Genomic DNA, 26,219 nt, shown 5'->3' on the forward strand with positions numbered 1-26,219 from the left:
ACTCGACTAAATGCACGGAAGATGCATTTAATCGAATTTTATTATTTTTAAACGTTTTCAAATTACGCTTTGACCTAATAGTATGCATGCTTTTTCAAAATATGCATGTAAATATTGTCAATACCACTCTATCTTATTACAATACGTTGTCGGTTTCAAGAATAGTTTTAATTTTCGTTACCATTAAATCAATCGCCACCTCATTATCCCCACCTTCAGGAATAATGATATCAGCATAACGTTTTGTTGGTTCAATAAATAAATTATGCATCGGTCGAACCGCTGATAAATACTGCTCAATCACCGAATCCGTTGTACGTCCACGCTCTTTAATATCACGCATAATACGGCGAATAATACGTAAATCTGAATCTGTATCCACAAATAATTTAATATCCATTAAATCACGTAAATCAGCATCCTCAAGGACTAGAATACCTTCTAGTATAATAACATCTACTGGTTCAACATGTATAACTTCTTCTGCCCTTGTATGCTGGACGTAATCATACACAGGTTTTTCAATTGGTTGACGCACTAACAACTTTTTTATGTGCTCAATTAATAAATCATTATCGAAAGCTAACGGATGATCATAGTTAGTTCCTAAACGTTCTTCAAATGTTAAATGACTTTGATCCTTATAATAAAAATCTTGTTCAATTACCACAACAGAATGCTCACGGAAAACATCATAAATGGCGCGCGTCACACTCGTTTTTCCCGAGCATGAGCCACCTGCGATTCCGATGACAACAGGGCGCTTCACTGCCATTAGTTATTCTCCTTTCGCATCATGTTATGCGGCTTCAATGGTGTATCACATTTAAATTTTACAATTTGTAATGGATGACGAGCTGCATCTAGGCTATTGCCATCCTCGTCCCAAATTTCACCCATTGTTAAACGGAAATTCTCAATTTCAGGACCAAAGAATTCTACTTCGTCACCAGGTTTAAAATAATTACGCTGTTGCATTGTCACTATTTTTGTCTCTGGATCATGCTCTAAAATAAGTCCAGCAAATTCATAGGTTGTTTTACGACCATGCACACCAAACATCTGCTCCTCAAAGCCAGGTGCATCATGGAAGAATGCTTCAGCTGTATCACGGTTAGCACATTTGTCTAATTCCTCTAGCCATTCACGTTTAATTTTAAAGTTATCAGGATCTGCACAATAAGCATCAATCACTTTACGGTACACAGAAACAACTGTCGCTACATAGTGAATGGATTTCATACGACCTTCAACTTTTAACGAGTCGATACCTAGCTCAATCATATGAGGAATCGCTTCAATTAATTTTAAATCTTTTGGACTCATCGCAAATGGTGCATGACTCTCATCGAAAAGTGCTTTTTCTTCCCCATCTTCTAATTCATATAGATCGTAGTCCCAACGGCATGATTGGCAGCATCCCCCTCGGTTTGAGTCACGAGCCGTCATATGATTAGAAAGAACGCAACGACCAGAGTAGGCAATACACATTGCTCCATGAACAAAGGCCTCAATTTCAATGTCGACCTTTTCCTTCATCAGCTTCATTTCTTCTCCGCCCACTTCACGTGCTAATACAACACGATGTAAACCTTCTTCTTTCCAGTACTGCACGGCCTTCCAGTTGGACAATGATTGCTGAGTAGAAAGGTGAATTTCAAGCTTAGGTGCTGCTGTACGACATGTTTCAATAATGAGCGGGTCTGCTACAATAATACCAGTTACGCCCACTGATTCAATATCCTTTAAATAACGCTCTAAGCCATCCATATTTTCATTGTGGGCAAAAATATTTGTTGTTACATATATTTTCGCACCATATTGATTGGCAAATTCTACACCTTCACGCATCTCTTCAATTGAAAAGTTATCCGCATTCGATCGTAGACCAAACTCTCGCCCACCGATAAATACAGCATCTGCTCCGTAATGGACAGCTATTTTTAATTTCTCTAAGCTACCAGCTGGTGCAAGTAGCTCTGGTTTTTTTGTAATGACACGTTTACCGTTGACAATCTCACGGATTTTGTCATTTTGCTCTAACGCTAATGCCATGTTATTGTCCCCTCCTAGTAAACTGTTTCCTTGAAGATAAAGCCCGTATCTAATGGTCTAATAGCTGGTTGAATATCTTCAATTTTTGCTAATAAATCGTCTTTTATTTCTTCATATGCCTCTTCTGATTCGTCAAAATACGTATCGATCGCTTTTCGATAAGCTTCTGTTACCGCGACTACATAGTCTGGCGCTTGAAGTACACCTTCAATTTTCAGAGCATCGATGCCACCTTCAAATAATTCGCCTAGTTCATCAATAATACACATATCATTTGGACTGAAAATATGTGTACCATTTACATCTTCATATATTGGATATTTATTATTTCGTTCATCATCATGTAGGAACATATTACGATTTTCCTGGCGATTTTCAATAGCCATTACTTTATCTTGATATAAGAAATAATGGCCGAGTAATGGGCGTTTTGATTGGAACATACATGTCATGCCATGTACTTGTACTTCAATTTCCATTTCGGTATTTTCTTTAATTTCTAATACTTCATCAAGAGAAAGCTCACGCGCTAACACGGCACGCGTTGCACCACGTTTCCCCCAGTAATTAGCCGTAAACCAGTTTGTAGCTGTCGTTTCTGGATTCCAATGTAACGGAATCGTAACACCTTGCTCTCTGCGAATAATGAGAACCGCTGGATCACCGTAGATTAAACGGTCCACACCGATACGTTGCATTTCATTTAAATAATCAGCAAGTGCCTCTAGCTTCTCATTATGGAAAAGTGCATTGACTGCAACATATACCTTTTTACCCGCTTCATGAATAAGCTTTGTCGCTTCTTCTACTTCTTCAACGGAGAACTCTCCTGCTAGACGTAGACCAAATTGTTGTTCACCAATAACAAAAGCATCTGCTCCAGCGACTAAAAGTGCTTTTATATGTTCTAATGATTGTGGTGTCACAAGCAATTCTGGTTTTTTCATAGTAGTCACCTCTTCAAACATAGTAATAAACCATCACCGACTGGTAAAAAAGCACTTGTATAATCTGGGTGCTGCATAATCCAATCCGTGAAGTTTTTTAAATTGCGAATCATTGTTCGCTTACGACGTGGAACATCCTTCAACTCTAAATCAGACAAACCATGCATGTACATATTATCGATATACAATACCCCACCTGATTTTACTAAAGGTGCATATTTTTCAAAAAAGCGTTGGTATTGTCCCTTCGCAGCATCAATAAAGACCGCATCGAATGTTGTGTTAATGGCCTCGTCATCCACTTCTAAAGCGTCACCCTCAATGACCGTAATTCGATCGGATACAGTCGACCGTTTAATATAGGCTTTTGCCCTTGCTACACGATCTTGATCACGTTCAATTGTAACAATTTGGACATAAGGCAATGCCTCTGCCATACGAATAGCAGAGTAACCAATTGCTGTACCTATCTCTAAAATTTTTGACGGATTTTGAATACGCAACAGTTGATTTAATGCATCAATACCTGCCAGCTGCATGATCGGTACGTGATGCTCCTCCGCAAATGCTTCCATTTCTAAAAGCAATTCATTACGTGGCTGTATAAATGATTGTATATATGCATCTGATAATTCCATTGTTTCCACCCTCATTTAAAAGGCAACGAGCGTTTGCCGTTGTCTGTACTTCATCATTTATCAACAAAAAGAAAAAGACCAAACGTGATGTCTTGGTACTTTGCCATACAAAAATGAGCAATTGCTTCGATATGCTCAAACAATTGCCACCACGCATATTTGTCCCGCATAAATGAACGGATTGATCAAAAATCACACTTTATAATAGCATGAAAATAGAAGGAAAGCTATTTTTCTTTCCTTCTATCCATCTGTTTGCTATATGATTTTTGCTCTTCCTATACGTTTACTCTTCTTTTCGTAAATATTTTTCTACCTTCTGCAAATGCTCATCATAGGTTTTTGAGAAGTGGTTGACACCCTCTTTATCTGCTAGGAAGTAGAAATAATCTGTTTGACTTGGATTTAATGATGCCTCAATCGAAGTTTTACCTGCACCTGCTATTGGACCAGGTGGTAGACCTTTATTTTTGTAAGTGTTATAGGCATTATCCACTTCTAAATCTTCATATAGAACACGATCCTTGTGATCACCCAGTGCATAGAGCACGGTTGGGTCTGTTTGGAGTGGCATCCCTTCATTGATTCGATTATAGAAGACACTTGCAATAGTCTCTCGATCCGTTTGAGCAGTCGCTTCTTCTTCCAATAATGACGCAAATGTTAACAGCTGATGTACGGACATTTGTTTTTCAGCTAATACATCACTATAGTTCTTCACTACATTGTTCATGGCTGCTATCATCTCTTCTACAATCGCTTGTAAAGATGGTTTTTCTTCATAATAAGAATACGTAGCTGGATATAAATAGCCCTCTAAGTCATAGCGAATATTGTCAGCTAAAACAGCCTCTGTAACTAGCTCAGGATAATTAGCCATCATTTGCTGAACAAATGTGTCACTCGTCACAAGATCCATAAATTCTTTTTGTGTGTACGGTGTTTTCTTTTCAATCACTTTCCCAATTTGTTCAAGTGTTAAGCCTTCTGGGACTGTCATCGTAAAGACAGGCTTACGATATACCTTCCCTGTTTTCAAGCTTTCAATGAGTTCATCAAATGTCATTGCCTGTGTTAAATCATAATTTCCCGCTTGAAATTGTGATTCATTTTTAAATTTTGCATAGTATTTAAAAACACGTGCATCTTTTATGACACCTTTTTTCTCTAGTAGTGTTGAAATGGAGGACAAACTAGAGCCAATTGGTACTTCTACTGCAATTGTTTTCGTTGCATTAGGGTCTAATGGTTTTAAAGCACCTTTTACATAATTGTACCCAAATAAACCAACAACTCCAATTATTAGTACGAAAACAATGGCAATAATTGCGACGATTTTTCTCACCATTTTTACCTCAGATTTTCTTTCTTGCATTTTTGAAAACATTTCTTGTTTTTTTGAACCGTTATCCACGGGTTTCCCCCCTATCACTATTCAATATCATACTAGAAATCAACTTTCACGACAAACAGAAATCGACAATTCAGGAGAAATTACATATGTAAAAAATCTGCCAACAACTTTCGTTAGCAGATTTTTGAGCATTCTAGAAATAGTTTATCCTATAAAGTGTTTAATACTTCTTCTACAAATTCCCATTCTTCATCTGACTCAATCGGGTATAACTCTTCAATCTGGCCTTCATTTCCAGCTATATATTGGGCTGCAAAAATATCACGCTCATCAATCGGTTCATCTGTTGCTGGCACATATAATACATACGATTTACCGAATTGCTCAGATGAAAATGTATGAATGACTTCGCACACTTGATCTTTTCCTTCTTCGTCTGTCACAGTAATTAGCTGTGGTTCTTCTTCAAATTCATCAAGTAATGTTAACACCACTTCATTAATCATTTCCCATTCGGCATCTGTTTCAACAGGCTGTAAATTTGTCATCTCACCTGTATTGTCATCATAATCAAAAGTCATCGCGGAAATGTCTCCTGGAATTTCTTGACCGGTTTCATCTAGAAGGGAAAATAACACATAGGACTTGTCCTCCGCATCAAAGGTAAAGACCACACGACACTGCTGTTCCTTACCATCTTTCCCAATGATCATAAATTCTTGCGTTTCTTCATTCATTCTGTTTCCTCCTTTATGACAATTTGATGTCATTTATTAAATCGTTTTTTTGAGGTTAGACACTTTAGAATAGCTTCTCCTATTTTGAGCAAGTTTTCCCTGCATTTCTTCTCTACCTTTGAGCAGGTTCTCGATGTTTGGAGTGGGGCTTGGAGCGGTTACACTCTATTTCTAAGCGAATCCACAAACTTTATGAACGTTTCCCTACAATTGTGGATCAAATTCACACATCTACAATGCATTCATTCTTCAATTTAACAATCCTTCTACATTAGAAAAGCTTCAATAAAAAAGGAACAAGGACTGCAAGCTGCGATCCTTGTTCCAAGCTTTGAGTTAGAAGATTAGTCTTCGTTTTCATCCTCTAAAGCGTTTAAAACGTCCTCTACCATATCCCACTCTGCTTCAGTTTCGATTGGTGTTAATTCACCATCTTCACCATTTTCAGATGGTACAAATGAAGATACAAAGATTTCAACTGAGCCATCTTCATCTTCCTCTGCGCCTACCATTGAGTAAAACACATATGATTTGCCAAACTCTGGAGATTCATGAACGTGAATCACTTCACAAAGCTGCTCGTTTCCGTTTTCGTCAATCACTGTAATGTGTTGAACATGTAGTTCTTCTTCATGGTTATGCTCGTGTGCCATGCATAGTCACCTCATCAATTAATTTTTGCTATCTAAGTAGCCTTGTAAAATCATCACAGCTGCCATTTTATCAATGACCTGCTTGCGCTTTTTGCGACTCACGTCCGCTTCGATCAGCATACGTTCAGCAGCCATCGTCGTTAAACGTTCATCCCATAATTTGACCGGTAGTGAGAAATGCTCTTCTAATAGCTTTTTATAGTTCTCAGAAGCCTCTCCACGCGGTCCAACCGTATTATTCATGTTTTTTGGAAAACCTACAACAAATTCTGTTATAGTATATTCCTTTACTAGCTCAGCGATACGGTCAATACCGAACTCACCATTAGCTTCATCAATTTTTACGGTTTCAATACCTTGGGCGGTCCAACCAAGTGCATCACTTACAGCAACACCCACAGTTTTTGACCCAACGTCTAATCCCATAATTCTCATTTCTAGTCCTCGTTATTCTTTTTGATATAAAATTTAACAAGCTCCTCTAGAATTTCGTCACGCTCAAGCTTGCGAATTAAATTACGAGCATCCTGATGGCGAGGAATATACGCCGGATCACCAGAAAGTAAGTAACCAACAATCTGATTGATAGGGTTATATCCCTTTTCCTCTAATGAAGAATGAACTTTCAACATTACCTGCTTGACTTCCTGTTCCATTGATTCTTCTGGAAAATTAAATTTCATCGTTTGATCAAATGAACTCATGACCAGCACCTCGCTTTCAGAAATAAGGAGATGTGCAAACAAGCTCATCTCCAATTTCTCTTTATTATAACATGTTTTGGTGAATTAATTAAATGGATTTAACATAATCATACACAGAAAGTAGTGCTTCATCAAGTTTTGATGCATCTTTTGCACCTGCCATCGCCATATCTGGACGACCGCCACCTTTACCACCACATGCTTCCGCAACCATTTTCACAATATTCCCTGCATGGTAATTGCCACCAACTAATTCTTTTGAAACACCAGCACATAACATAACTTTTTCACCATCAACTGCTCCAAGAACAATGACTGCTTTTGGCATTTTTGCTTTCAGGTCATCCATCATTTGACGGAGTTGATTGTTATCCTTCGCTTCCACTTTTGTAGATAGCACTGTCACATCTCCAATTGTTTGAGCGGCATCAACAACTGCCCCTGCCTGTGCATTGGCGATTTTTTGAGATAATACTGCGTTTTCACGTTGTAATTCTTTATAGTCTGCTTGTAATGCCTGTACTTTTGTGACAATATCTTTAGCATTTGCTTTTAATAATGCTGCTGCATCATTTAATAATGCTTCTTCTTCTTTTACTGCTTCATAAGCAACTTTTCCTGTAACAGCTTCAATACGACGAGTACCTGCACCGATACCACCCTCTGAAACAATTTTAAAGAAGCCAATTTCAGAAGAGCGTTTAACATGGATACCACCACATAGCTCAATCGAATAATCTCCGATGGATACTACACGTACAACATCTCCATATTTTTCACCGAATAATGCCATAGCACCCATTGCTTTTGCTTCATCAATACCTTTTTCTTCAATAACGACCTCTATATCATCCCACACTTTTTCATTTACAATACGTTCAATTTGCTGTAATTCTTCTTTTGTAACTTGACCAAAGTGAGAGAAATCAAAACGTAAACGATCAGGTCCTACATATGATCCAGCTTGGTTCACATGATCACCTAGCACATCTTTTAATGCACGTTGCATAATATGTGTTGCCGTATGGTTTTTAATGATTAAATTGCGGTCATCACGATTGACCACTGCTTGCACTGCATCTTCCACATGCATTTCTCCAGATTCAACTACTACTGTATGAAGCGGTTGACCATTCGGTGCTTTTTGAACATCTTTTACAACAGCCGTAAAGCTATCATTTGAAATAGTACCACTATCAGCAATTTGACCACCCATTTCAGCGTAGAATGGTGTCTTCGCTAAAATAACCAATGCTTCCTGACCTTCCGAAGCGACTTTCGCAACTTGACCATTGACGATCATTGCAGCGATTTCAGTATTAACACTTAACGTATCATAGCCAACAAATTCACTTGCAACCGTTAAGTTTGCTAATACTTCATTCTGTACTTGCATCGAATCAACATCTTGTCGTGCAGCACGCGCGCGTTCACGTTGCTCTTCCATCGCTGCCTCAAAACCTTCATGATCTACTTTCATGCCTACTTCCTCTGCATATTCTTCCGTTAGCTCGATTGGGAAACCATAAGTATCATATAAACGGAAAGCATCTGCTCCTGGGATGTAATCATGACCAGCTGCTTTTTGAGATTCCACTACTTCATTAAAGATAGCTAAACCACCATCTAATGTTTCATGGAAACGAATTTCTTCATTTTTAATGACACGTTGAATAAATTCGCATTTCTCTGTAACTTCTGGATAGAAGTCTTCCATAATTTTACCCACAGTTGGTACAAGTTCAAACATAAATGGTTTTTCAATACCAATTTGTTTAGCATAGCGAACGGCACGACGTAGTAAGCGACGTAATACATAGCCACGGCCTTCATTTGAAGGCAGGGCACCATCGCCTATAGCAAATGCTACTGTACGGATATGGTCTGCAATCACTTTAAATGGTGTATTAATATCTTCATCTGAGCCAAAGATTTCATTTAAGTCTACTTCGCCAGGTCGTTTATATTTACGATTGGCAAACTCCTCAATTTTTTCAATAATTGGCATAAATAAATCAGTATCAAAGTTTGTTGGTACATTTTGCACGACGGACACAATACGCTCTAAGCCCATACCTGTATCAATATTTTGCTTTGGTAGTGGCGTGTAAGTGCCATCAGGATTATGGTTAAATTGAGAGAACACAAGGTTCCAAATTTCTAGGTAACGCTCATTTTCTCCTCCTGGATACATTTCAGGGTCATTTTCATCTGAGCCGTATTCTACGCCGCGATCATAAAAAATCTCTGAGTTCGGACCAGATGGGCCTTCTCCTATATCCCAGAAGTTCCCTTCTAAACGAATTAAACGTTCTTCTGGAATACCAATTTCCTGATGCCAAACATCATATGCTTCCTGGTCTTCTGGGTGAATCGTGATGGATAATAACGCTGGATCAAAGCCCATCCATTTTTTATCTGTTAAAAACTCCCAAGCATAATGAATTGCTTCTTTTTTAAAGTAGTCACCAATAGAGAAGTTTCCTAACATTTCAAAGAATGTATGGTGTCGAGCTGTTTTCCCAACGTTTTCAATATCGTTGGTACGAATCGATTTTTGTGCATTTGTAATACGTGGATTATCAGGGATAATACGGCCATCAAAATATGGTTTCAAAGTTGCAACACCTGAGTTGATCCAAAGAAGTGATGGATCATTTATTGGCACAAGTGGTGCAGATGGCTCATGATGATGCCCCTTTTCTTTAAAAAATTCCAAATACATACGGCGAATATCTACTGCTTTCATTGGATAAATTCCTCCTATTTTATATTGTAAAATCACGATACGAATCCTGCGATTTACCGAAGAAAATAAAAAAAGCCCTCATCCCCAAAAAGGGACGAGGACTTGTCATTAGTCTCGCGGTACCACCCTAGTTGTAAGTAAAAACCTTACTTACCTCTTTAGCACTTGTAACGTCAGTGAACGGCAGGGATTAGCTGCACTCTGGAGTAGCTTTCGGCATTTGCTGTTGTGAGGATTTTTTCAGCCTAGAAATCCCTTTCTTGTGCACACACAAATACGTACTTTTTCCATCATCGTTTTTACTTTTTCTATCGAAAATTATAAAAAAAATCTATTGCGCTGTCAATTAGTACTAGTCTGACTAACACTAACTAAGCAATCATTTTTTTGAAATATATCCACATACCCCATGTAAAGATAACTAAGAAGGCGCTAATTGCTATAGTTGTATAAGGGGTATCTTGATAAGGTAAAGGTACATTCATTCCAAAAAAACTAGTAATTACTGATAGTGGTAACATAATTGTCGAAATGACCGTTAATAAATTCAGCTTCTCAATGGATTTCCCACTGATAATTGAAAAATACGTATCAAGCGTGCTGTTCACTAAATCGCGATATGTCTCTGTGGAGTCGACAATACGCTCTAGATGGTCATTCAAATCTTTATAGAATGGAATATTTTCTTCTTGAATATCAAATTTCCACTGGCCATTGATTGTAGAAAAAATTCTTCTTTGTGGCATAATGGCCTGACGAATTAAAATAATTGTCCGCTTCAATGCAAGAAATTCCTCTGTCACCACTTTTGGTTGATAATCATAAATTTCTTCTTCTAGTTCATCTATACGTGCGCGAATTCGTTCTAATACTGGGAAGTATTCGTCTGTAATACCGTCAATAATTGTATGCAATAAAAAATCAGTACCCTTTTCCAAAAATCTTGGGCTATTGACACAAACATTTTCCATTTTTCCTAGCCATTGCAACTTTTGTTTATGCACAGTCACAATATAGTTTGGTCCCATAAAAATATTTAACTCAACGGTTGTAATTTCATTGTTACTTTTCTCATTATAAATTGGTGCATGGAGCACAAAAAATTTATAATCACCATAACTATCCATTTTTGGACGTGAGCCTTCATGTAAGCAATCTTCAACTGCTAGTGGATGAAAGCCAAATACATCAGCTATATTATTCAATTCATTATAACTATAGGCATATAAATCTACCCATAATAAATCTTCGTTATGAATAGGGAGTTGTAAATCAATCATATTGAAATCATGTTGGACTGTCTTGCTGCTGCTATTATAATAGTGGATTTTAATCATTGCATTTCACCTCGTGTTTGTTATTGAGGGAAACAAAAGGTCATCCTTAATCACCCTTTGTCTGCATCGGTGATCAGAAATCGATGACTTTTTATGTGTTTCCGTTTGCCTAAATGATACTTATTCGGTTCAGGACTACTATCCATTTCTCATCACCTTCCTTCCATAACAAAAACACGCCTTCTACGAATGAAGGCGTGTTGAATACACATATCAAAAAATAGCAATAAAATACATTGCATGCTTGTTACCTTCAAACGTTGAGTTTTAGCACTATGCGGCATAGGAATATGTCCAGCTACGTTAAAAAACACCTTATTTCGATGATTTCTGTTGACCCATTGGCGTCTCTCGACATTTTTGGGTAGTAGCGTATCTCCAGCATAGGAGCCTCACCTAACGAAGGGAGTCTTATTTTTTTATTCCTGTAAATGATAACGGATAGTTTCACAACTGTCAAACTTTCTATCAATCATTTTTCAAAAAGTCTTCCACTCTTTGCACTAAATGCTCTCGTTGATAAGATTGATAGAGCAGGCTAGATAAACGTACAGGATCACCAAAGAAAAAGCGTTCATACAATGTCTGTCTTGTGCCAAAACTACTCATCGTTAAGTCCCAAGCTAAACGGAATTTCTTTACTCGCTCTTCCCCTTTGTCTTGAAATGATTGCAGATAATGATCAAGATCCCCATCATCCGTTGCAAAAGCTTTTGCACTCGGTATGGACATTAATCCACTTGCTCCCAGTTGCTGTATGATATCTGTAAAGGTAGGATATACTTTCGGGAAGATATGAATAGCGACCTGTAATGTGGATTGGTCTGGTCTGATAAAGCCAAAGGAATCCCTTTGTGCCTCAATTTCTGATTTTAATTGCAATGCTTTCATCGTTTCTAATGCTACGATGACATCTACCACTTTTTGATGGACATGTTGGTAATCCCCAATATTTATGGAATCCACAATCATTTGTACAACCCCTAGGATGAATTCCGTCTTAGCAATTTGACGTGACAGCACATGATGCAAAGTATACGCTTGGAAGCCACTAACATTCATAAATTGATTGGCCACTTCAACATTTTCGTAATAAAATACCCGTTCCCACGGGACAACTACATCATCAAACACAACGATTGCATCCATTTCTTCAAAACGTGCACTTAACGGATAATCAAAGGTAGAATCTCCGCCTACAAATGATTGCCGACATAAAAACTTTAAGCCTTTCGTGTTACTTGGAATAGAAAACCCGAAACCTTTTCCTTCATCATAGCCATTTGTTGATAAAACAAGAAGCTCATCTGTTATGCCACCCTGTGTCGCTAGTAATCTTGCCCCTTTAATGACTAAGCCCTCACTTGTTTTCCCAATGATTTTAGCTGCAATGGTTACTTCTTCATCCTCATAGTAAAAGCGCTTGCGATTTACCTGTGGTTCGATAAAGGTATGTGTTATCGTAATATCATTCTCGCGAGCATACTCATAGAACTTTAGCAAATGCTCTGGGAAACAATTTGGCTTCTCTTTTAAAAAATCTGACGCTGATGCAAGGGCCATTAATGTTGTATTCATATAATCAGGGCTTCTTCCCATAAAGCCTTGAGAAGATAATGCCCATTCCCTTGCCGCTTGGCGCCTCTTCACAAGATCTTCTGGCGTCAATACTTGAAGAAATGACATGCCAACTTTCTGTTTACTAGTTGGCGATTCATAGGTCATTTTTTCAAGAAGTGCCTCTTGATGTTGTAAATCAAAAAGTTTCGCTTGACTCTGGATAATTCCTTTAAAGGCAGGATGTTCTGACACCTTTCCTGTCACGACTTTCCCATCTATCGAAATATACGTTTTTAAAGCATCAATTCGTTCAATATACTGTTGCCCTGTCATTATTGGCATGCTGTCACCCCTATACATTCCCTATGTTTTTGTACTCATCTAGTATATGAAATGTCCAAATATTAGGTGACGATACATCAATTAGAAAAACCCGATTAGACAGTCTAATCGGGAATATATATTTTAGTCATCCAAAAAATCATATGGAGAGACATCATTCATACCAATCATTGGATGAATATAAGGGGCTGTTTCTACTGTTAGCTTTTGTTCAACGGAAACAGGCTCCTGCATCCCTTCATTATCTACTGGCACTGCCTCGACTTCCACAAGTTCTTCCTCAATTTCCATTGGGTTAAGTCTTGCACGTAAAGAGGTGAAACGCTGAAGGTCATCTGTACGTTGTAAACCATCCGCAAGCACATCTGGTTCACCACATAAAATCAAAAAGTTTTTAGCACGTGTAATACCTGTGTATAAAAGATTACGCCGTAACATTTTGGAATACCCTCTAACCACTGGCATAATGACCGTTTGAAACTCAGAGCCCTGTGATTTATGGATGGAGCAACAATAAGCTAGTGTCAATTGATTGAGGTCGCTTCGTTGATAGGTCACTTCAATGCCATCAAAGGATACGATCAGTAAATCTTGTTTTTCGATCGTCTCTTTCGCCTTAATAATACTAATGACCTCACCCATATCTCCATTAAAGACATTGCTTTCAGGTTGATTGACAAGCTGAAGAACTTTATCCTTTATTCGATAGGTGACATCCCCAAAGACTAGCTCTTTTCGTGTGCCAGTATCATTTGGGTTAATAAGCTCTTGAATCATTTTATTTAAATTATCTATACCAGCTGGTCCTTTGTACATGGGCGCCAACACTTGAATATTACGGATTTCCTGGCCCTTTGCGACAGCACTTTTGACAACTTGAGTTACAACGTTGGCAACTTGGTCTGCTGAAGCCTTAATAAACGAACGATCAGAGGTTTTAGCTGTTAACTCTTGTGGAATCGTTCCTTTTTTTATTTGATGCGCAAGTTCAATAATCGTTGAGCCTTCTGCTTGTCGATAAACATCTGTTAGCTCGACAGTTGGTAGCTGCTTGGATGCTAATAAATCCTTTAACACCTGTCCTGGACCTACTGGTGGAAGCTGATCCTGATCTCCAACAAAGACAACTTGAACATCTTCATGTAAAGCTTTTAATAATTGATGGGCAAGCCATGTATCAACCATTGACATTTCATCCACGATAATCAGCTTACCTGTTACTTCCCGCTCTGTTTCTTCCTCTTTTTCTTGCCCTGTAAAACCGAGCAGTCGATGGATGGTCATCGCAGGAAGCTCTGTTGATTCGGCTAATCGTTTAGCAGCACGTCCAGTCGGCGCACAAAGAATAATCGGAAAAGGCTCCTCTTTTTGAGCATACTCTTTTGGATTTAAGGATAGCCCATGAAGCTTTGCATAAACTTCTACGACTCCCCGTACAACAGTGGTTTTCCCCGTACCAGGACCACCCGTTAAAATCATAACAGCTGAATTTAAAGCCTGTTCGATGGCATTCGCTTGTGTTTCTGCATAGGTAACATTGAGTAGCTCCTCTGTTTCTCCAATGGCTTTTCGAATTTCATCTTTACTAAAATGTTCAGCCTTATTATTCCGCTCGATAAGCGATAAGATTTTCGATGCAATCCCTACCTCCGAAAAATAGAGAGATGGCAAATATAACCTTGTCTCTTCACCACAAATTTTGCCTTCTTCACGGAGTCCGATACAGGCTTGAGATATATCCTCGAATGGTATCTCCTGTCGTTGGCTTTGTTCAAGCATTTCCTTAACGAGCGGTAAAACCTGTTCTGCATCTAGATAAACATGTCCATCCGATAAAGCTGCTGTATTTAAAATATGTAAAATCGCTGCTTTGACACGATCAGGATGTTTACCAGTTATACCTAATTTCGCACCTAGCTCGTCGGCTCGAAAGAAACCCACCCCTTCCACATCTTCAATCAAGCGGTATGGATTTTCTGTCAGTAATTCAATGGCTTCTGTTCGATAGGTTTGATAAATCTTCATCCCAAGCTGTGGACCAAATCCCCACTCATTCAATTGAATCATGACCCGCTCTAAGCCTAAGTTTTGCTCAATAGTGCGGTGAATGACTTCTTTTTTTTCAGCGGATAGACGCGGAACAGCATCGAGGGCACTAGGATCTTCTAAAATAACACGGAGTGCATTAGCACCTAGTTTTTCAACAATCGTTTCAGCTGTTTTTTTCCCGATCCCTACGAAGAGGTCACTAGATAAATAATGAATAATTCCTTGCTCAGTTGCAGGTACCTCTTTTGTAAATGTCTCAATTTGAAATTGAGCACCGTATTTAGGATGCTGTTTTAAAATACCAGTAAATCGATATTGTTCATCCATTTGTAGTGGGGGAAAATAACCAACAACAATAATCTCTTTATCTTCATATTGCAAATTCGTCTCTTGAATTTTCACACGTACAATCGAATACATATTTTGCGCATTATGAAAGATAGAGACGATCGGACGTCCGAGTATAAAAAATTTATTGAGTTCAAATAAATCTAAATGATCTGTCATGTTCGGTCCGTCCTTTCTTATAGTTTTCAATCTTTTTATTTTACCATAGCCACATGAAAATATCGCAGACAAAAATATATCCACTTTGTTATTATTAAATTATTTTGACAAATGACAATTCTCTGCCTTTATCCTCCGTTCCATGCTATGATTAATATGAATTAGTTGCACGGAAGGATTGTGAAATTATTGGAATTTAGACCTTGCATCGATTTACACGATGGCAAAGTAAAGCAAATTGTAGGTAGCACTTTGGGATATACAAATCAAGCAGTTGTAGAAAACTTTATTTCTCAACATGACGCTAGCCACTATGCACAAATGTTTGCCCAAGATCGTTTAACAGGTGGACACGTTATTATGCTAGGCTCTGGTAATGAAGAAGCTGCCCTATCCGCTTTAACAGCCTATCCTCAAGGCTTGCAAATAGGTGGTGGCATTACGGCTGACAATGCTCAAAAGTATATAGACGCAGGTGCTTCGCATGTCATTGTCACATCCTATATTTTTCATGATGGTCAGCTCGATTTAGCGCGTTTAAAGCGCTTAAATCAATTAATTGGTAAAGAACACCTTGTCATTGATCTCAGTTGTAAGATGCGTGACGGAAAGTGGTTTGTCATGACAGATAAATGGACTACATTTAGTCATTTCGAAGTCAATGCTGCGTCGATTGCCTATATTGAAGACTTTTGTGATGAGCTGTTAATACATGCTGTCGATGTTGAAGGAAAAAAGGGTGGTATGCAGGAAAGCTTGGTACAGGATTTAGCTGCCTGGACATCTATTCCAACTACCTATGCAGGTGGCGTTCGTTCAATCGAAGACTTAGAAAAATTTAATCAATTAGCCCACGGAAAACTTCATGTAACCATTGGAAGTGCGCTATCCATTTTTGGTGGCGATTTACTTTATACAGATGTAGTCGAATATTGTAAAAAAGGCGGGATCTTGTGAAGCTCATTTATAAAGATTATGTTTTTCCATTTCAAGAAACTAATTTAGAGAGAATCATAGATGGTAAGTATTTTAAAGTGAATAAAAAAGATCATTCTCTTGCGATTCATGTACAACTTGACAACGAACAAATGTTATTGGAATTTTCAAAATCACTAAAGGCAACATGTGGGTTCTTACGCGATCAAGAAACAGAGCCTTATATTGGAACCTATATTGATTTACAAATTTTCGTTGATGAGTTTAATAAGCGCTATAACTTAAATGCTGAAATTATTAGTTAAAACAAGGGGACAAATGGTTCCCTTTGTTTAACCTCAAACCCTCGTCTGCATTTCTTCCTTGCCCCTATTTCTGAAACCTTTTCATTGTCATGTGAGTTATATATTGTATAGCATAAACCACAGGGGGCTTCCATGACTAAACTACATATTTTTTTCCTACCTTATTTTTATGCTTTCCGCTCTTCTTATAGAGATAATCACCGTGATCTCCTATGGTGTAGGCTTTCATAGTGGATAGAGAACATGGTGGATAACTTTTGGTCCGTTTAATTTTTATATAGCTCGTATTAGTTTGCCTATATTAATTGTTTATTTATGGAAGCTTTCAATCAATAAAAATTTATCATTGACGATAGGATTGAAGTTCATCATAGAAGGTATATTATTAATGAATCAGATGCAGGGCAAATCATTACGTTTGCTTGTGCATCAAACATTCTTTTATGGAGAGCTATAGAAAATTCCATTTGGAAGTACATTTCACTACTCTTATTCGCTTTTTTTGTCATCGCATCATGGATTTTTCTTGATCATTTAGCCTCAGTTCCATATGTGGAGCAAATTATTTTTTAATGACTGATATGGGCAGTATTTTGCTTTTTTTAGGTGTTGTAGCAGCTTTAGGTCTATATTTTCTAATGACAATACTTGTCACGTTCGTTGGTCATTTTCCTATGCCTAGGGCTATGAATTTCACCAATGATCGGCTATCTCGTTGCCATCACAGCTATACGAAAAATAAAAATCGAACAAACCGTAAAAGAAAGGATTTACAAACGATGAAAACTGAACTAGAAGTAAACACTTTAAAATCTTTTCAAACTGAATTAACACGCTTCTTTTTAGCTTACAAATTTGCTCTACAGGAAGTGGAAACGAAAATTAATATATTACAAGAAGAATTTAAGTTAATTCATGAATATAATCCAATTGAGCATGTATCTACACGTGTAAAATCACCTAAAAGTATTTTAACGAAGATGATGAAAAAAGAGCTTCCTCCATCAATAGAGGCTGTGCGTGAAAATATCCGCGATATAGCTGGTGCTCGCATCACCTGTTCCTTTGTGGAGGATATTTACAAGGTAAGTGCCATGTTACAAGCACAGCATGACATGGAAGTTGTTGAGGTGAAGGATTATATAGCCAATCCAAAAGAAAATGGCTACCAAAGCTTACATCTTATTATTAAAATTCCTATCTTTATGTCAGACCATATGGAAAAGGTCTATACAGAGATCCAAATTCGTACAATTGCAATGGATTTCTGGGCAAGCTTAGAACACAAAATTTATTATAAGTATAACAAAGAAGTACCAGAGCATATTCGACATGAATTAAAGGAAGCCGCACTACAAGCAGCTGAATTAGATCGAAAAATGGAGCGACTGAATAAGGAAATCAATATTTTAAAAGAAAATGAAGCCGAGCCTTCATTGCTAGACAGTACCCCCATCGCACATTTAGCGAAATACTTAACGGAACTACCTGGCAATCAAATAATTGATGACACTCTATTCAAAAAGTAAATTTATTCTATGGTTTAGTCGTCAAATGAAAAACCCACCTCACACGCTGCTTGATCACAGAATGTGAGGTGGATTTTACTTTTTGTTCACTATTGCGCTTTCCTTGTAGATTTCGTTGCTACAAAAAAGGAGAAAATAAGAGCACCAATAGCAAAAATAAAGGTAGCTATATATACATAACTGACGCCATTCGCAATAGTATCCTTTAAAAAGCTTACTTCTTCTAATTTAAACCCACCTTTTGCAAATTCACCATTTAATTGAATTTCACCTTTTCCTAATGAAGCCATTTTTTCACTCGTTGCTAGGTTGAAAATCATACCAAATAGTGCTGCACCAATCGCTTGGCTAAATGTATTTGTAAAAGAGTTCAAACCAATTGAAATACCAAGTTGCTTTGGATCTGCCACCTTTTGTATGGAAATCATCAACATCGGCATAATAAAGCCCATCCCTAGTCCAATTAATGATGATGCGAAATAAACGCTGAAATCACTAGAATCTGAAGAAAGTCTTGCCAACAATAGTGTACCCGTAACAAGTAAAATCGTACCCATTTGGATAATGCGTTTATTTGTTAAACGACCGATTAAATAACCTGCCATAATCGAGTTCACCGTCCAAAAAATAGACATTGGTGTTAATAATAAACCAGCCTGCGTTGCATTTTTGCCTAAAACACTTTGAGCAAATATAGGAATATAAACGGTTACACCAATGACAATAGACATACCGCTTAAAGTTAATGCATTAATGACCATTAGTCGTCCATTTTTAAATAGTGTTAACGGAATAATTGGCTCCTCTGCTCGTAACTCCACCCAGATAAAAATACTTAAGAATACAAGAGCAACACCATACATTAGCAGCGATTGACCTGATAACCAGGTTTGTGTTTTACTGTTTTCGATAATAACAAACAGTAACGCAACCATGCCAATTGTAAAAAACACTGCACCTAGGTAGTCAATTTTACGCTTCACTGCCTCTAGTTGTTCTTTATAATGTTTAGCAATTAAATAAATAGAGGCTAAACCAAACGGTACATTAATGAAGAAAATAAAATGCCAAGATACTTGGTCAACTATAAAGCCTCCAAATAACGGACCTACTACACCAGAAACGCCCCAAACCATACTTAAATAGCTTTGTCCTTTGGCACGCTCTTTTTCAGTCTTAAACAATTCACCAACCATTGTTAATGTAATCGGTAAAATTGAACCTGCGCCAATACCTTGAATTGCTCGAAAAACAATTAATTGCTCCATGGATTGAGCTAAACCACATAACATAGAACCTACTAAAAAAATAATGATACCAGTAATAATCATCCGTTTACGACCAAATAAATCGGCTAATTTACCAAAAATAATCGCCGCTATGGCTGAAGCTAGTAAATAAGCAGAATAAATCCAGCTTATTAAGTCTACACCTAATAAATCAGCCGTAATACTCGGAATAGCAGTACTAACAATAGTTCCCTCAATTGCAGCAAGTGCTGTTACAAGTAATAGTGCAATAAAAACTTTATTCATTCTGTCACCTTTTCCTTTCCTGCATGACATACATTACCAAGTTTGAACTAGAATTAAAAGAGAAAGAGATTCAATTTATGAAAAAATAAACAATTTTTTCTGTATTACTAGATAAAATCAATAAAAAAGCAGCAAGAATGTTAATCAACATTCACTCGCTGCTTATTATCTATCAGTTAAATCGTTGAGCAATCATATCGTAAATATAACGTGCTTGGTCATATTCAGGTTGTAAGGTAAAGGCTTGTTTCAAATGATACATTGCATCCTCTGTTTGTTCGGTAGACACGGCATATAGTACGCCTAAATTATAATGTGCATCTGCATTATTCCAATCCTGTTCAATTAAGAGATCTAGTTCCTTCTTCCCTTCCTCAAACATTTCTAATGCACATAACACTATCGCATAGGCTAAACGAATCTGTGTATCCTCTGGAGCAATTTCTACCGCACGTTGTAAATATGGTAATGCCAATTTTGAGTTATCCAACCGTTCAAAGCATTTCCCCATCATATAATAGACATCGGCACCTTCAATATGATGTTTTAGCGCTTGCTCATATAGCTTCACGGCCTCGGCATAGCGTTCAGCATTGTAATATAAATTCGCTAGACCGTAATAGGCTGTAGCTGCTGATTCATCTACAGTGATTGCCTTTTGGAAGAAACGTTCTGCACGTTCAGTATCCTCTAATACGGCTAATAAATTGCCGAAATTTACATACCCAATAGCATTTTCAGGCTCTGCCTCTATTGCTTTTGTAAATAGTTGAGCAGCATCCTCATAACGTTTTTCTTGAAATGCTTGGATGCCCTGTTCATTATAATTCATTTGTTCTTCACCTCTATGTAGCGAAAGACTGCTTTTAGGAAGCCAAGAGGCCATAAAAGCAGTCTTAACGCAATTTATCCAACATATGTTAGTTTTTCATTACTTTTAAAGACTTCATCAATCGTTCCGCCACCCATACATTCTTCTCCGTTGTATAGCACTACAGCTTGGCCAGGTGTAATTGCACGTACAGGTTCTGCAAATGTAATGTGTGCACGGCCATCTGGTAAAATTTCAACTTCTACTGGTGTATCAGTTTGACGATAACGGAATTTTGCTGTGCAAGAAAATTTCCCAGGCAATTTTTTTGTCGAAGTATAGCTCATTTTCACAGCTGTTAATGATGTTGAATACGAATATTCATTGTCAAAGCCTTGTCCGACAAGTAGAACATTACGCGCTAAATCTTTTCCTAGCACAAACCAAGGCTCGCCGTCCCCACCAATACCAAGCCCGTGTCGTTGACCAAGTGTATAGTACATTAAACCATCGTGTTGGCCCATTACAACGCCATCCATTGTTTCCATTTTCCCAGGTTGCGCTGGTAAATATTGACTCAAGAACTCCTTGAAATTACGTTCACCGATAAAGCAAATGCCTGTTGAATCTTTTTTCTTTGCCGTAGCAAGGCCAGCTTCTTCTGCAATTTTTCGTACTTCTTTTTTCTCTATATCACCAATTGGGAACATTACATGCGCCAATTGCTCTTGGGATAATTGATTTAAAAAGTATGTTTGATCTTTATTATCATCAACGCCACGTAACATTCTAACTTCACCATCACCACTACGATCAATTCGTGCATAGTGACCTGTCGCTAAATAATCAGCACCAAGGTTCATGGCATGCTCTAAAAATGCTTTAAATTTAATTTCTTTATTGCACATAACATCAGGATTTGGTGTACGCCCTGCTTTATATTCTTCTAAAAAGTATGTGAAAACCTTATCCCAATATTGTTTCTCGAAATTGACAGCATAGTATGGGATACCAATTTGATTACATACTTTTATTACATCGTCATAATCTTCCGTTGCCGTACAAACACCGTTTTCGTCTGTATCATCCCAGTTTTTCATAAAGATCCCGATTACTTCATACCCTTGTTGTTTTAACAAGTATGCCGCCACCGATGAATCTACCCCACCTGACATGCCGACAACAACTCGAATTTGAGAGGGGTCACGTGTTTCTTTCATTGTGGTCACCTTTTCTTTTATCTAATTACAGTTTATGTTTCAATATTTTAACGAAACATAACATAAGTATTTTGCAAATTATTTTTTAGCTAGTTTTTTCACAATTTGAGCCGTTTTTTCTGCTGCATCTTGTATATCCTTTTCCGTTAAACCCTGCCCAAAGCTGAATCGGATTGAATTTCGTAGCTCCTCTGCACTTTGTCCAAACATTGCTACTAACACATGAGAAGGATCAATCGATCCTGCAGTACATGCCGAACCACTCGAAACATAGATACCTGCCATATCAAGGTTCACTAAAAATGATTCTACCTCCATGCCTGCAAAGCTAATATTTAAGACATGAGGCAACGAATACACCTCATCACCATTTACATGGAATGCTAGCTTTTCCTGTGAAAAAACAGCAAGCATAATTTGCTTAAAGTGATTGTATAGTGAACGCTTTTCTTCACGCAACTCATTTGCAACTTGCACTGCAGTCGCAAAAGCAATAATGGCAGGTATATTTTCAGTACCTGCACGACGTTTTTTTTCTTGTGCGCCCCCAAGAGCATAACTTGCTAACGGTGTTCCTGCTTTTTGATAAAGAAATCCAACACCTTTTGGACCGTTGATTTTATGAGCAGATACACTCAATAAATCCACCTGTAATTCATTTACATCAATGGACTCTAAGCCATAAGCCTGAACCGCATCTGTATGGAATATAGCACTATGCTCACGCAATAGCGCGCCAATCTCAGCAATTGGCTGTATCGTTCCAACTTCATTATTTCCATACATAATTGTCACTAAAATGGTATCATCACGAAGGGCTTTTTGGACATCCTCAATCGCGACACGCCCTTTTTGATCAACAGGTAAATAGGTCACCTCAAAGCCATCACGTTCAAGTTTTTCACACGTATGTAATACTGCATGATGCTCTACTTGCGTTGTTATGATGTGTTTTCCTTCATTTGCACGGGCATAGACAGTTCCTAAAATTGCCATATTGTCAGCTTCTGTGCCACCACTTGTGAAAATAATTTCCCCTGCTTGCGCACCAATTGATTTCGCCAATAGCTCACGTGCATCATCTAGATATTTCCTTGCTTCTCGACCTGCTTTATGAATACTCGATGCATTGCCAAATACCTCTTGCATAGCAGTCGTCATCGCTTCTATTACTTGGCCATTCATTGGAGATGTGGCCGCATGATCGAGATAGATATATGAATTCATGTTGAAAACTCCTTTTTAAACTCTGTGACATCCGCCAGAGGCTTTCGCTTGATTCAGTTAATGCTTGCAAAAAAATACAAGTGTTCTTCGCTCCTCTATAAGTGGGGAGTCTTCCGTACTTAGTGGTTCATTTTAGTACAAAACATTTGCTGAATCGAGATAAAAGCACAAAACCCACATCACTCATCGTAAAAATAGCCATTGAGATGTGAATAGTTCACAATCTCCCAAAAAGATGAAGTGAATGCAGGAGTAGCGCTTTAGCTTAAACTATTTTAAATATAGAACATGTAGCCTTCCACTACATTTTCTTCTGTATATTGTGCTAAATCTTCAATTGTCGTTGTATCTAACACGTTTTTTACTGCATCACGAATACGTAGCCATAACTCACGTTGCGGGGCTTCTTCATTTTCAATACCCTCTACTGGTTGAATCGGCCCTTCTAGCACACTAATAACATGGGCTGCTGAAATTTCGCTAGGTGGATTTGCTAGCATATAACCACCATAAGCACCACGTACACTTTTTACTAAGCCTGAATTACGAAGCGGAGATACTAATTGCTCTAAATATGCCTCTGAAAGCTCCTTTTCCGCCGCAATTTTACGCAAGGGAATTGGCCCTTCCCCATAATGCTTTGCTAATTCAATCATAATTGTAAGCCCATAACGGCCCTTTGTTGAAATTTTCATTTTATCACCCTCAATTAGTCTAGTCAAAATACTACCAACAGTATATCATAATCTCCTCTTGATGAACTCGGAAATACACCTAGAAGGATATGATATACTAATTAAAGCGATTCATAATCGTTCAAAATCCATATGAGTGCTTTATTTTAGCGTAAAAAAATGTATGAAGCAAAAAATGACAACGACAGAAAGGGGAAGTTATTTTGCACAATGAACCACTCGCTTTTCGAATGCGACCTTTAACCCTTGATGAGATTGTTGGTCATCAGGATTTCATTGGTCCCAACACAGCCCTTTATAAAATGATTCAAAATGAACATGTCCCTTCCATGTTGCTATATGGAGAACCTGGTATCGGTAAAACATCCATTGCCAATGCCATTGCAGGAAGTTCCAAGCTCCCTTTCTTCGCACTTAATGCCACACGAGCTGGCAAAAAAGATGTGGAAGATATTGTACAAGAAGCAAGAATTTCAGGGAAAGTAATACTTTTCCTAGATGAAATTCACCGTTTCAATAAATTACAGCAAGATACACTGTTACCACATGTAGAAAATGGATCAATTGTATTAATTGGTGCCACGACAGAAAATCCCTATCATGATGTTAATCCAGCGATTCGTTCACGCTGTGGCGAAATTTACCAGCTAAAACGCTTAACGAAGGAAAATTTAATCGAACTAGTTGAAAAAGCACTTGCTGATGAAAGACGCGGACTAGGTAAATATCATTTTGCCTTAACACCATCACAAATTGAACAAATTGCAGCCGCAGCAAACGGAGATGCACGAAAGGCGTTAACTTTGCTAGAATCCATTTACTATGCCAGTGATGAGGTGGATGGACAAACGGTTGCTGCCGACCATGTCATTGAACATCTCATTAGTCGAATTGGTGTGTATGGCGATAAAAAAGGATCACATTTTTATAATTTACTATCAGCCCTGCAAAAGTCTGTGCGTGGCAGTGATACCAATGCTGCTCTGTATTATCTAGCGCATTTATTGGAAACAGGCGATTTAGTGGCTGTCAGCAGACGCCTACTTGTTATGGCCTATGAGGATATTGGTCTAGCTAATCCCGAAGTCGGACCTCATATATTAGCTGCTATTCAAGCAGCTGAACGACTAGGATTACCAGAGGCACGTATCCCACTTGCCAGTGCTGTCATTGAAATGTGCCTTGCCTCAAAATCCAACTCAGCCGTTACGGCTATTGATGCTGCCATTAAGGCTATTCATGAAGGCAAAACAGGTGATATACCTCATCATTTGCGAGATGCTCATTACGAGGGTGCAAAAGATTTAGGACACGTTGGCTATCAATATCCTCATAACACACCGATCGGTACTTTTGGTGGTTGGGTAGACCAGCAATATTTGCCAGACGAACTTGTAGGAACTGAATTCTACAAACCTGTTATTGCTGGTGAGGAAAAGCGCATGGCTGGCATCTACGACAAACTAAAATCATTTAAAGATAAGAAATAATAAAACAAAGCAAAGTCACTATCTTAAGTAATTGAAATGACTTTGCTTTTTATATAACAACAGGATAGGCTACTCTAGCAATCATCCTGTAAAGCTCGGGTTATTTGTTGTATATCGTTCTTGGTAAAACAAATTTAATGGTTCTGCCAAATGTCGAAGTGATGGCAAAATGGACTCTTCCACATCTCCTTCTTTTTCCTTACTATGCAAAAAAACAATCAAATTATACGACTGATACAGCAAGCTGGCGAACTCTTGATTGTTTTCTCTCACCTCAAAGCGAATTGCTTTTACAGCAATTGCTTGTGCAATTTTTTGTTCTCTTGTTTCACAGGAGGGCTCATTACTTAATTCATCATCCGACACTCTGTATAACCGTTTTAATGCACCATATACCTCTTTATTTCCACTAAATCGATCTTTTAACCATTGCAAGACAAATTGCAAAAGAATAACTGCATAGATAAGGGAAAGACATTCATCGCCACGTGATTTTTTTGCTAAGCGTTGGAAATATTCTGCTTGTGTGACTAGTTCAAAAAGAATTAAACGTATTGGATAAAGCATGGCATGACCGCTATTGATGTACAGCTTTTCTCGATCTCTATACATAGCCAACCAAATATCTTTGACCAATGAAATAGATTTCCTTGTTGAGAGCGCTAATTGACATTGAATAAGCTCCTGTTCAATTGTCGGTTGGATAAGCTGTAGAAATAAAAGTTCATCTTCCTCACTAACTAATAAAAGCGGCTTTTCCAAATTCGCCAAATCTATTTCTATTCCATTTACAATCATTGCTTAGCCCCCTTCCAATAAGTTCTTTCAGCTAAGTTCTT

General features: G+C 37.9%; 23 protein-coding genes, 1 riboswitch and 1 other annotated feature. Of the genes, 4 read left to right on the forward strand and 19 right to left on the reverse strand.

The genetic code is table 11. The features are described 5' to 3' along the window. Positions 1 to 136 precede the first annotated feature (136 nt). From udk to recD2, 13 genes are all read right to left on the reverse strand, one after another. Positions 137 to 775 carry a uridine kinase gene (gene udk / locus BFM98_RS02815; protein ID WP_004226858.1) on the reverse strand — a complete coding sequence of 213 codons (639 nt, stop codon included), beginning with the start codon at positions 773 to 775 and terminating at the stop codon, positions 137 to 139. Continuing rightward, a complete protein-coding gene (locus BFM98_RS02820; RefSeq protein WP_054550066.1) occupies positions 775 to 2,055 on the reverse strand; it encodes a peptidase U32 family protein in 1,281 nt (426 codons plus the stop codon). Before BFM98_RS02820 ends, udk begins: the two co-directional genes overlap by 1 nt. Before the next feature lie 14 nt (positions 2,056 to 2,069). Then, on the reverse strand, positions 2,070 to 3,002 hold the full coding sequence (locus BFM98_RS02825) for a peptidase U32 family protein (RefSeq protein ID WP_066036477.1): 933 nt from the start codon (positions 3,000 to 3,002) through the stop codon (positions 2,070 to 2,072). Positions 3,003 to 3,007: 5 nt separating this feature from the next. Then, the gene (locus BFM98_RS02830; RefSeq protein ID WP_054550064.1) at positions 3,008 to 3,640 is read right to left on the reverse strand and encodes an O-methyltransferase; all 633 of its coding nucleotides are present in this window, start codon (positions 3,638 to 3,640) and stop codon (positions 3,008 to 3,010) included. Positions 3,641 to 3,926: 286 nt separating this feature from the next. Next, positions 3,927 to 5,054 carry an endolytic transglycosylase MltG gene (gene mltG, locus BFM98_RS02835; RefSeq protein WP_048392143.1) on the reverse strand — a complete coding sequence of 376 codons (1,128 nt, stop codon included), beginning with the start codon at positions 5,052 to 5,054 and terminating at the stop codon, positions 3,927 to 3,929. Between the two features lie 149 nt (positions 5,055 to 5,203). After that, on the reverse strand, positions 5,204 to 5,731 hold the full coding sequence (locus BFM98_RS02840; RefSeq protein ID WP_066036478.1) for a DUF1292 domain-containing protein: 528 nt from the start codon (positions 5,729 to 5,731) through the stop codon (positions 5,204 to 5,206). Between the two features lie 344 nt (positions 5,732 to 6,075). Further along, positions 6,076 to 6,384 (reverse strand): DUF1292 domain-containing protein, encoded by a 309-nt coding sequence (locus BFM98_RS02845; RefSeq protein WP_004226842.1) that lies wholly within the window; start codon positions 6,382 to 6,384, stop codon positions 6,076 to 6,078. An 18-nt stretch (positions 6,385 to 6,402) separates the two neighbouring features. Then, a complete protein-coding gene (gene ruvX, locus BFM98_RS02850; protein WP_004226840.1) occupies positions 6,403 to 6,819 on the reverse strand; it encodes a Holliday junction resolvase RuvX in 417 nt (138 codons plus the stop codon). Positions 6,820 to 6,821: 2 nt separating this feature from the next. Then, entirely contained in the window at positions 6,822 to 7,088 is a 267-nt protein-coding gene (locus BFM98_RS02855) for an IreB family regulatory phosphoprotein (protein ID WP_004226839.1), read from the reverse strand. Positions 7,089 to 7,176: 88 nt separating this feature from the next. After that, positions 7,177 to 9,837 carry an alanine--tRNA ligase gene (alaS, locus tag BFM98_RS02860; protein WP_066036479.1) on the reverse strand — a complete coding sequence of 887 codons (2,661 nt, stop codon included), beginning with the start codon at positions 9,835 to 9,837 and terminating at the stop codon, positions 7,177 to 7,179. Positions 9,838 to 9,924: 87 nt separating this feature from the next. Continuing rightward, positions 9,925 to 10,140 (reverse strand) — a binding site (T-box leader). A 68-nt stretch (positions 10,141 to 10,208) separates the two neighbouring features. Continuing rightward, entirely contained in the window at positions 10,209 to 11,174 is a 966-nt protein-coding gene (gene corA / locus BFM98_RS02865) for a magnesium/cobalt transporter CorA (RefSeq protein WP_066036480.1), read from the reverse strand. Positions 11,175 to 11,419: 245 nt separating this feature from the next. Further along, positions 11,420 to 11,585, reverse strand: a riboswitch (M-box (ykoK) riboswitch). Positions 11,586 to 11,642: 57 nt separating this feature from the next. Next, positions 11,643 to 13,076, reverse strand: coding sequence for a 4-hydroxyphenylacetate 3-monooxygenase, oxygenase component (hpaB, locus tag BFM98_RS02870; protein ID WP_066036481.1), 1,434 nt, complete (start codon positions 13,074 to 13,076; stop codon positions 11,643 to 11,645). A gap of 123 nt (positions 13,077 to 13,199) precedes the next feature. Further along, positions 13,200 to 15,632 (reverse strand): SF1B family DNA helicase RecD2, encoded by a 2,433-nt coding sequence (recD2, locus tag BFM98_RS02875; protein ID WP_066036482.1) that lies wholly within the window; start codon positions 15,630 to 15,632, stop codon positions 13,200 to 13,202. Between the two features lie 189 nt (positions 15,633 to 15,821). Here recD2 and hisA point away from each other — a divergent pair, with 189 nt between their 5' ends. The 3 genes from hisA (at position 15,822) to BFM98_RS02890 (ending at position 18,402) form a co-directional block, all read left to right on the forward strand. Next, entirely contained in the window at positions 15,822 to 16,589 is a 768-nt protein-coding gene (hisA, locus tag BFM98_RS02880; RefSeq protein WP_054550059.1) for a phosphoribosylformimino-5-aminoimidazole carboxamide ribotide isomerase, read from the forward strand. After that, the gene (locus tag BFM98_RS02885) at positions 16,586 to 16,873 is read left to right on the forward strand and encodes a hypothetical protein (protein ID WP_048392136.1); all 288 of its coding nucleotides are present in this window, start codon (positions 16,586 to 16,588) and stop codon (positions 16,871 to 16,873) included. Before hisA ends, BFM98_RS02885 begins: the two co-directional genes overlap by 4 nt. A gap of 779 nt (positions 16,874 to 17,652) precedes the next feature. Next, positions 17,653 to 18,402 (forward strand): GTP pyrophosphokinase, encoded by a 750-nt coding sequence (locus BFM98_RS02890; protein WP_048392669.1) that lies wholly within the window; start codon positions 17,653 to 17,655, stop codon positions 18,400 to 18,402. Positions 18,403 to 18,491: 89 nt separating this feature from the next. Here BFM98_RS02890 and BFM98_RS02895 read toward each other — a convergent pair whose 3' ends face one another. From BFM98_RS02895 to cymR, 5 genes are all read right to left on the reverse strand, one after another. After that, the gene (locus BFM98_RS02895; RefSeq protein ID WP_066036483.1) at positions 18,492 to 19,937 is read right to left on the reverse strand and encodes an MDR family MFS transporter; all 1,446 of its coding nucleotides are present in this window, start codon (positions 19,935 to 19,937) and stop codon (positions 18,492 to 18,494) included. A 172-nt stretch (positions 19,938 to 20,109) separates the two neighbouring features. Further along, the gene (locus tag BFM98_RS02900; RefSeq protein ID WP_048392133.1) at positions 20,110 to 20,769 is read right to left on the reverse strand and encodes a tetratricopeptide repeat protein; all 660 of its coding nucleotides are present in this window, start codon (positions 20,767 to 20,769) and stop codon (positions 20,110 to 20,112) included. A 74-nt stretch (positions 20,770 to 20,843) separates the two neighbouring features. Continuing rightward, a complete protein-coding gene (mnmA, locus tag BFM98_RS02905; protein ID WP_066036484.1) occupies positions 20,844 to 21,968 on the reverse strand; it encodes a tRNA 2-thiouridine(34) synthase MnmA in 1,125 nt (374 codons plus the stop codon). 78 nt (positions 21,969 to 22,046) lie between these two features. Beyond that, entirely contained in the window at positions 22,047 to 23,195 is a 1,149-nt protein-coding gene (locus BFM98_RS02910) for a cysteine desulfurase family protein (protein ID WP_048392131.1), read from the reverse strand. Between the two features lie 275 nt (positions 23,196 to 23,470). Continuing rightward, entirely contained in the window at positions 23,471 to 23,890 is a 420-nt protein-coding gene (cymR, locus tag BFM98_RS02915; RefSeq protein ID WP_004226809.1) for a cysteine metabolism transcriptional regulator CymR, read from the reverse strand. Between the two features lie 203 nt (positions 23,891 to 24,093). Here cymR and BFM98_RS02920 point away from each other — a divergent pair, with 203 nt between their 5' ends. Next, the gene (locus BFM98_RS02920; protein WP_066036485.1) at positions 24,094 to 25,380 is read left to right on the forward strand and encodes a replication-associated recombination protein A; all 1,287 of its coding nucleotides are present in this window, start codon (positions 24,094 to 24,096) and stop codon (positions 25,378 to 25,380) included. Between the two features lie 81 nt (positions 25,381 to 25,461). On the opposite strand, the gene BFM98_RS02925 is transcribed toward BFM98_RS02920, so the two are convergent. Continuing rightward, the gene (locus tag BFM98_RS02925; protein WP_048392129.1) at positions 25,462 to 26,178 is read right to left on the reverse strand and encodes a hypothetical protein; all 717 of its coding nucleotides are present in this window, start codon (positions 26,176 to 26,178) and stop codon (positions 25,462 to 25,464) included. Positions 26,179 to 26,219: the final 41 nt, after the last annotated feature.

The organism is Lysinibacillus sp. AR18-8 (assembly GCF_001705465.1).
GTDB classification, from domain to species: domain Bacteria; phylum Bacillota; class Bacilli; order Bacillales_A; family Planococcaceae; genus Lysinibacillus; species Lysinibacillus capsici.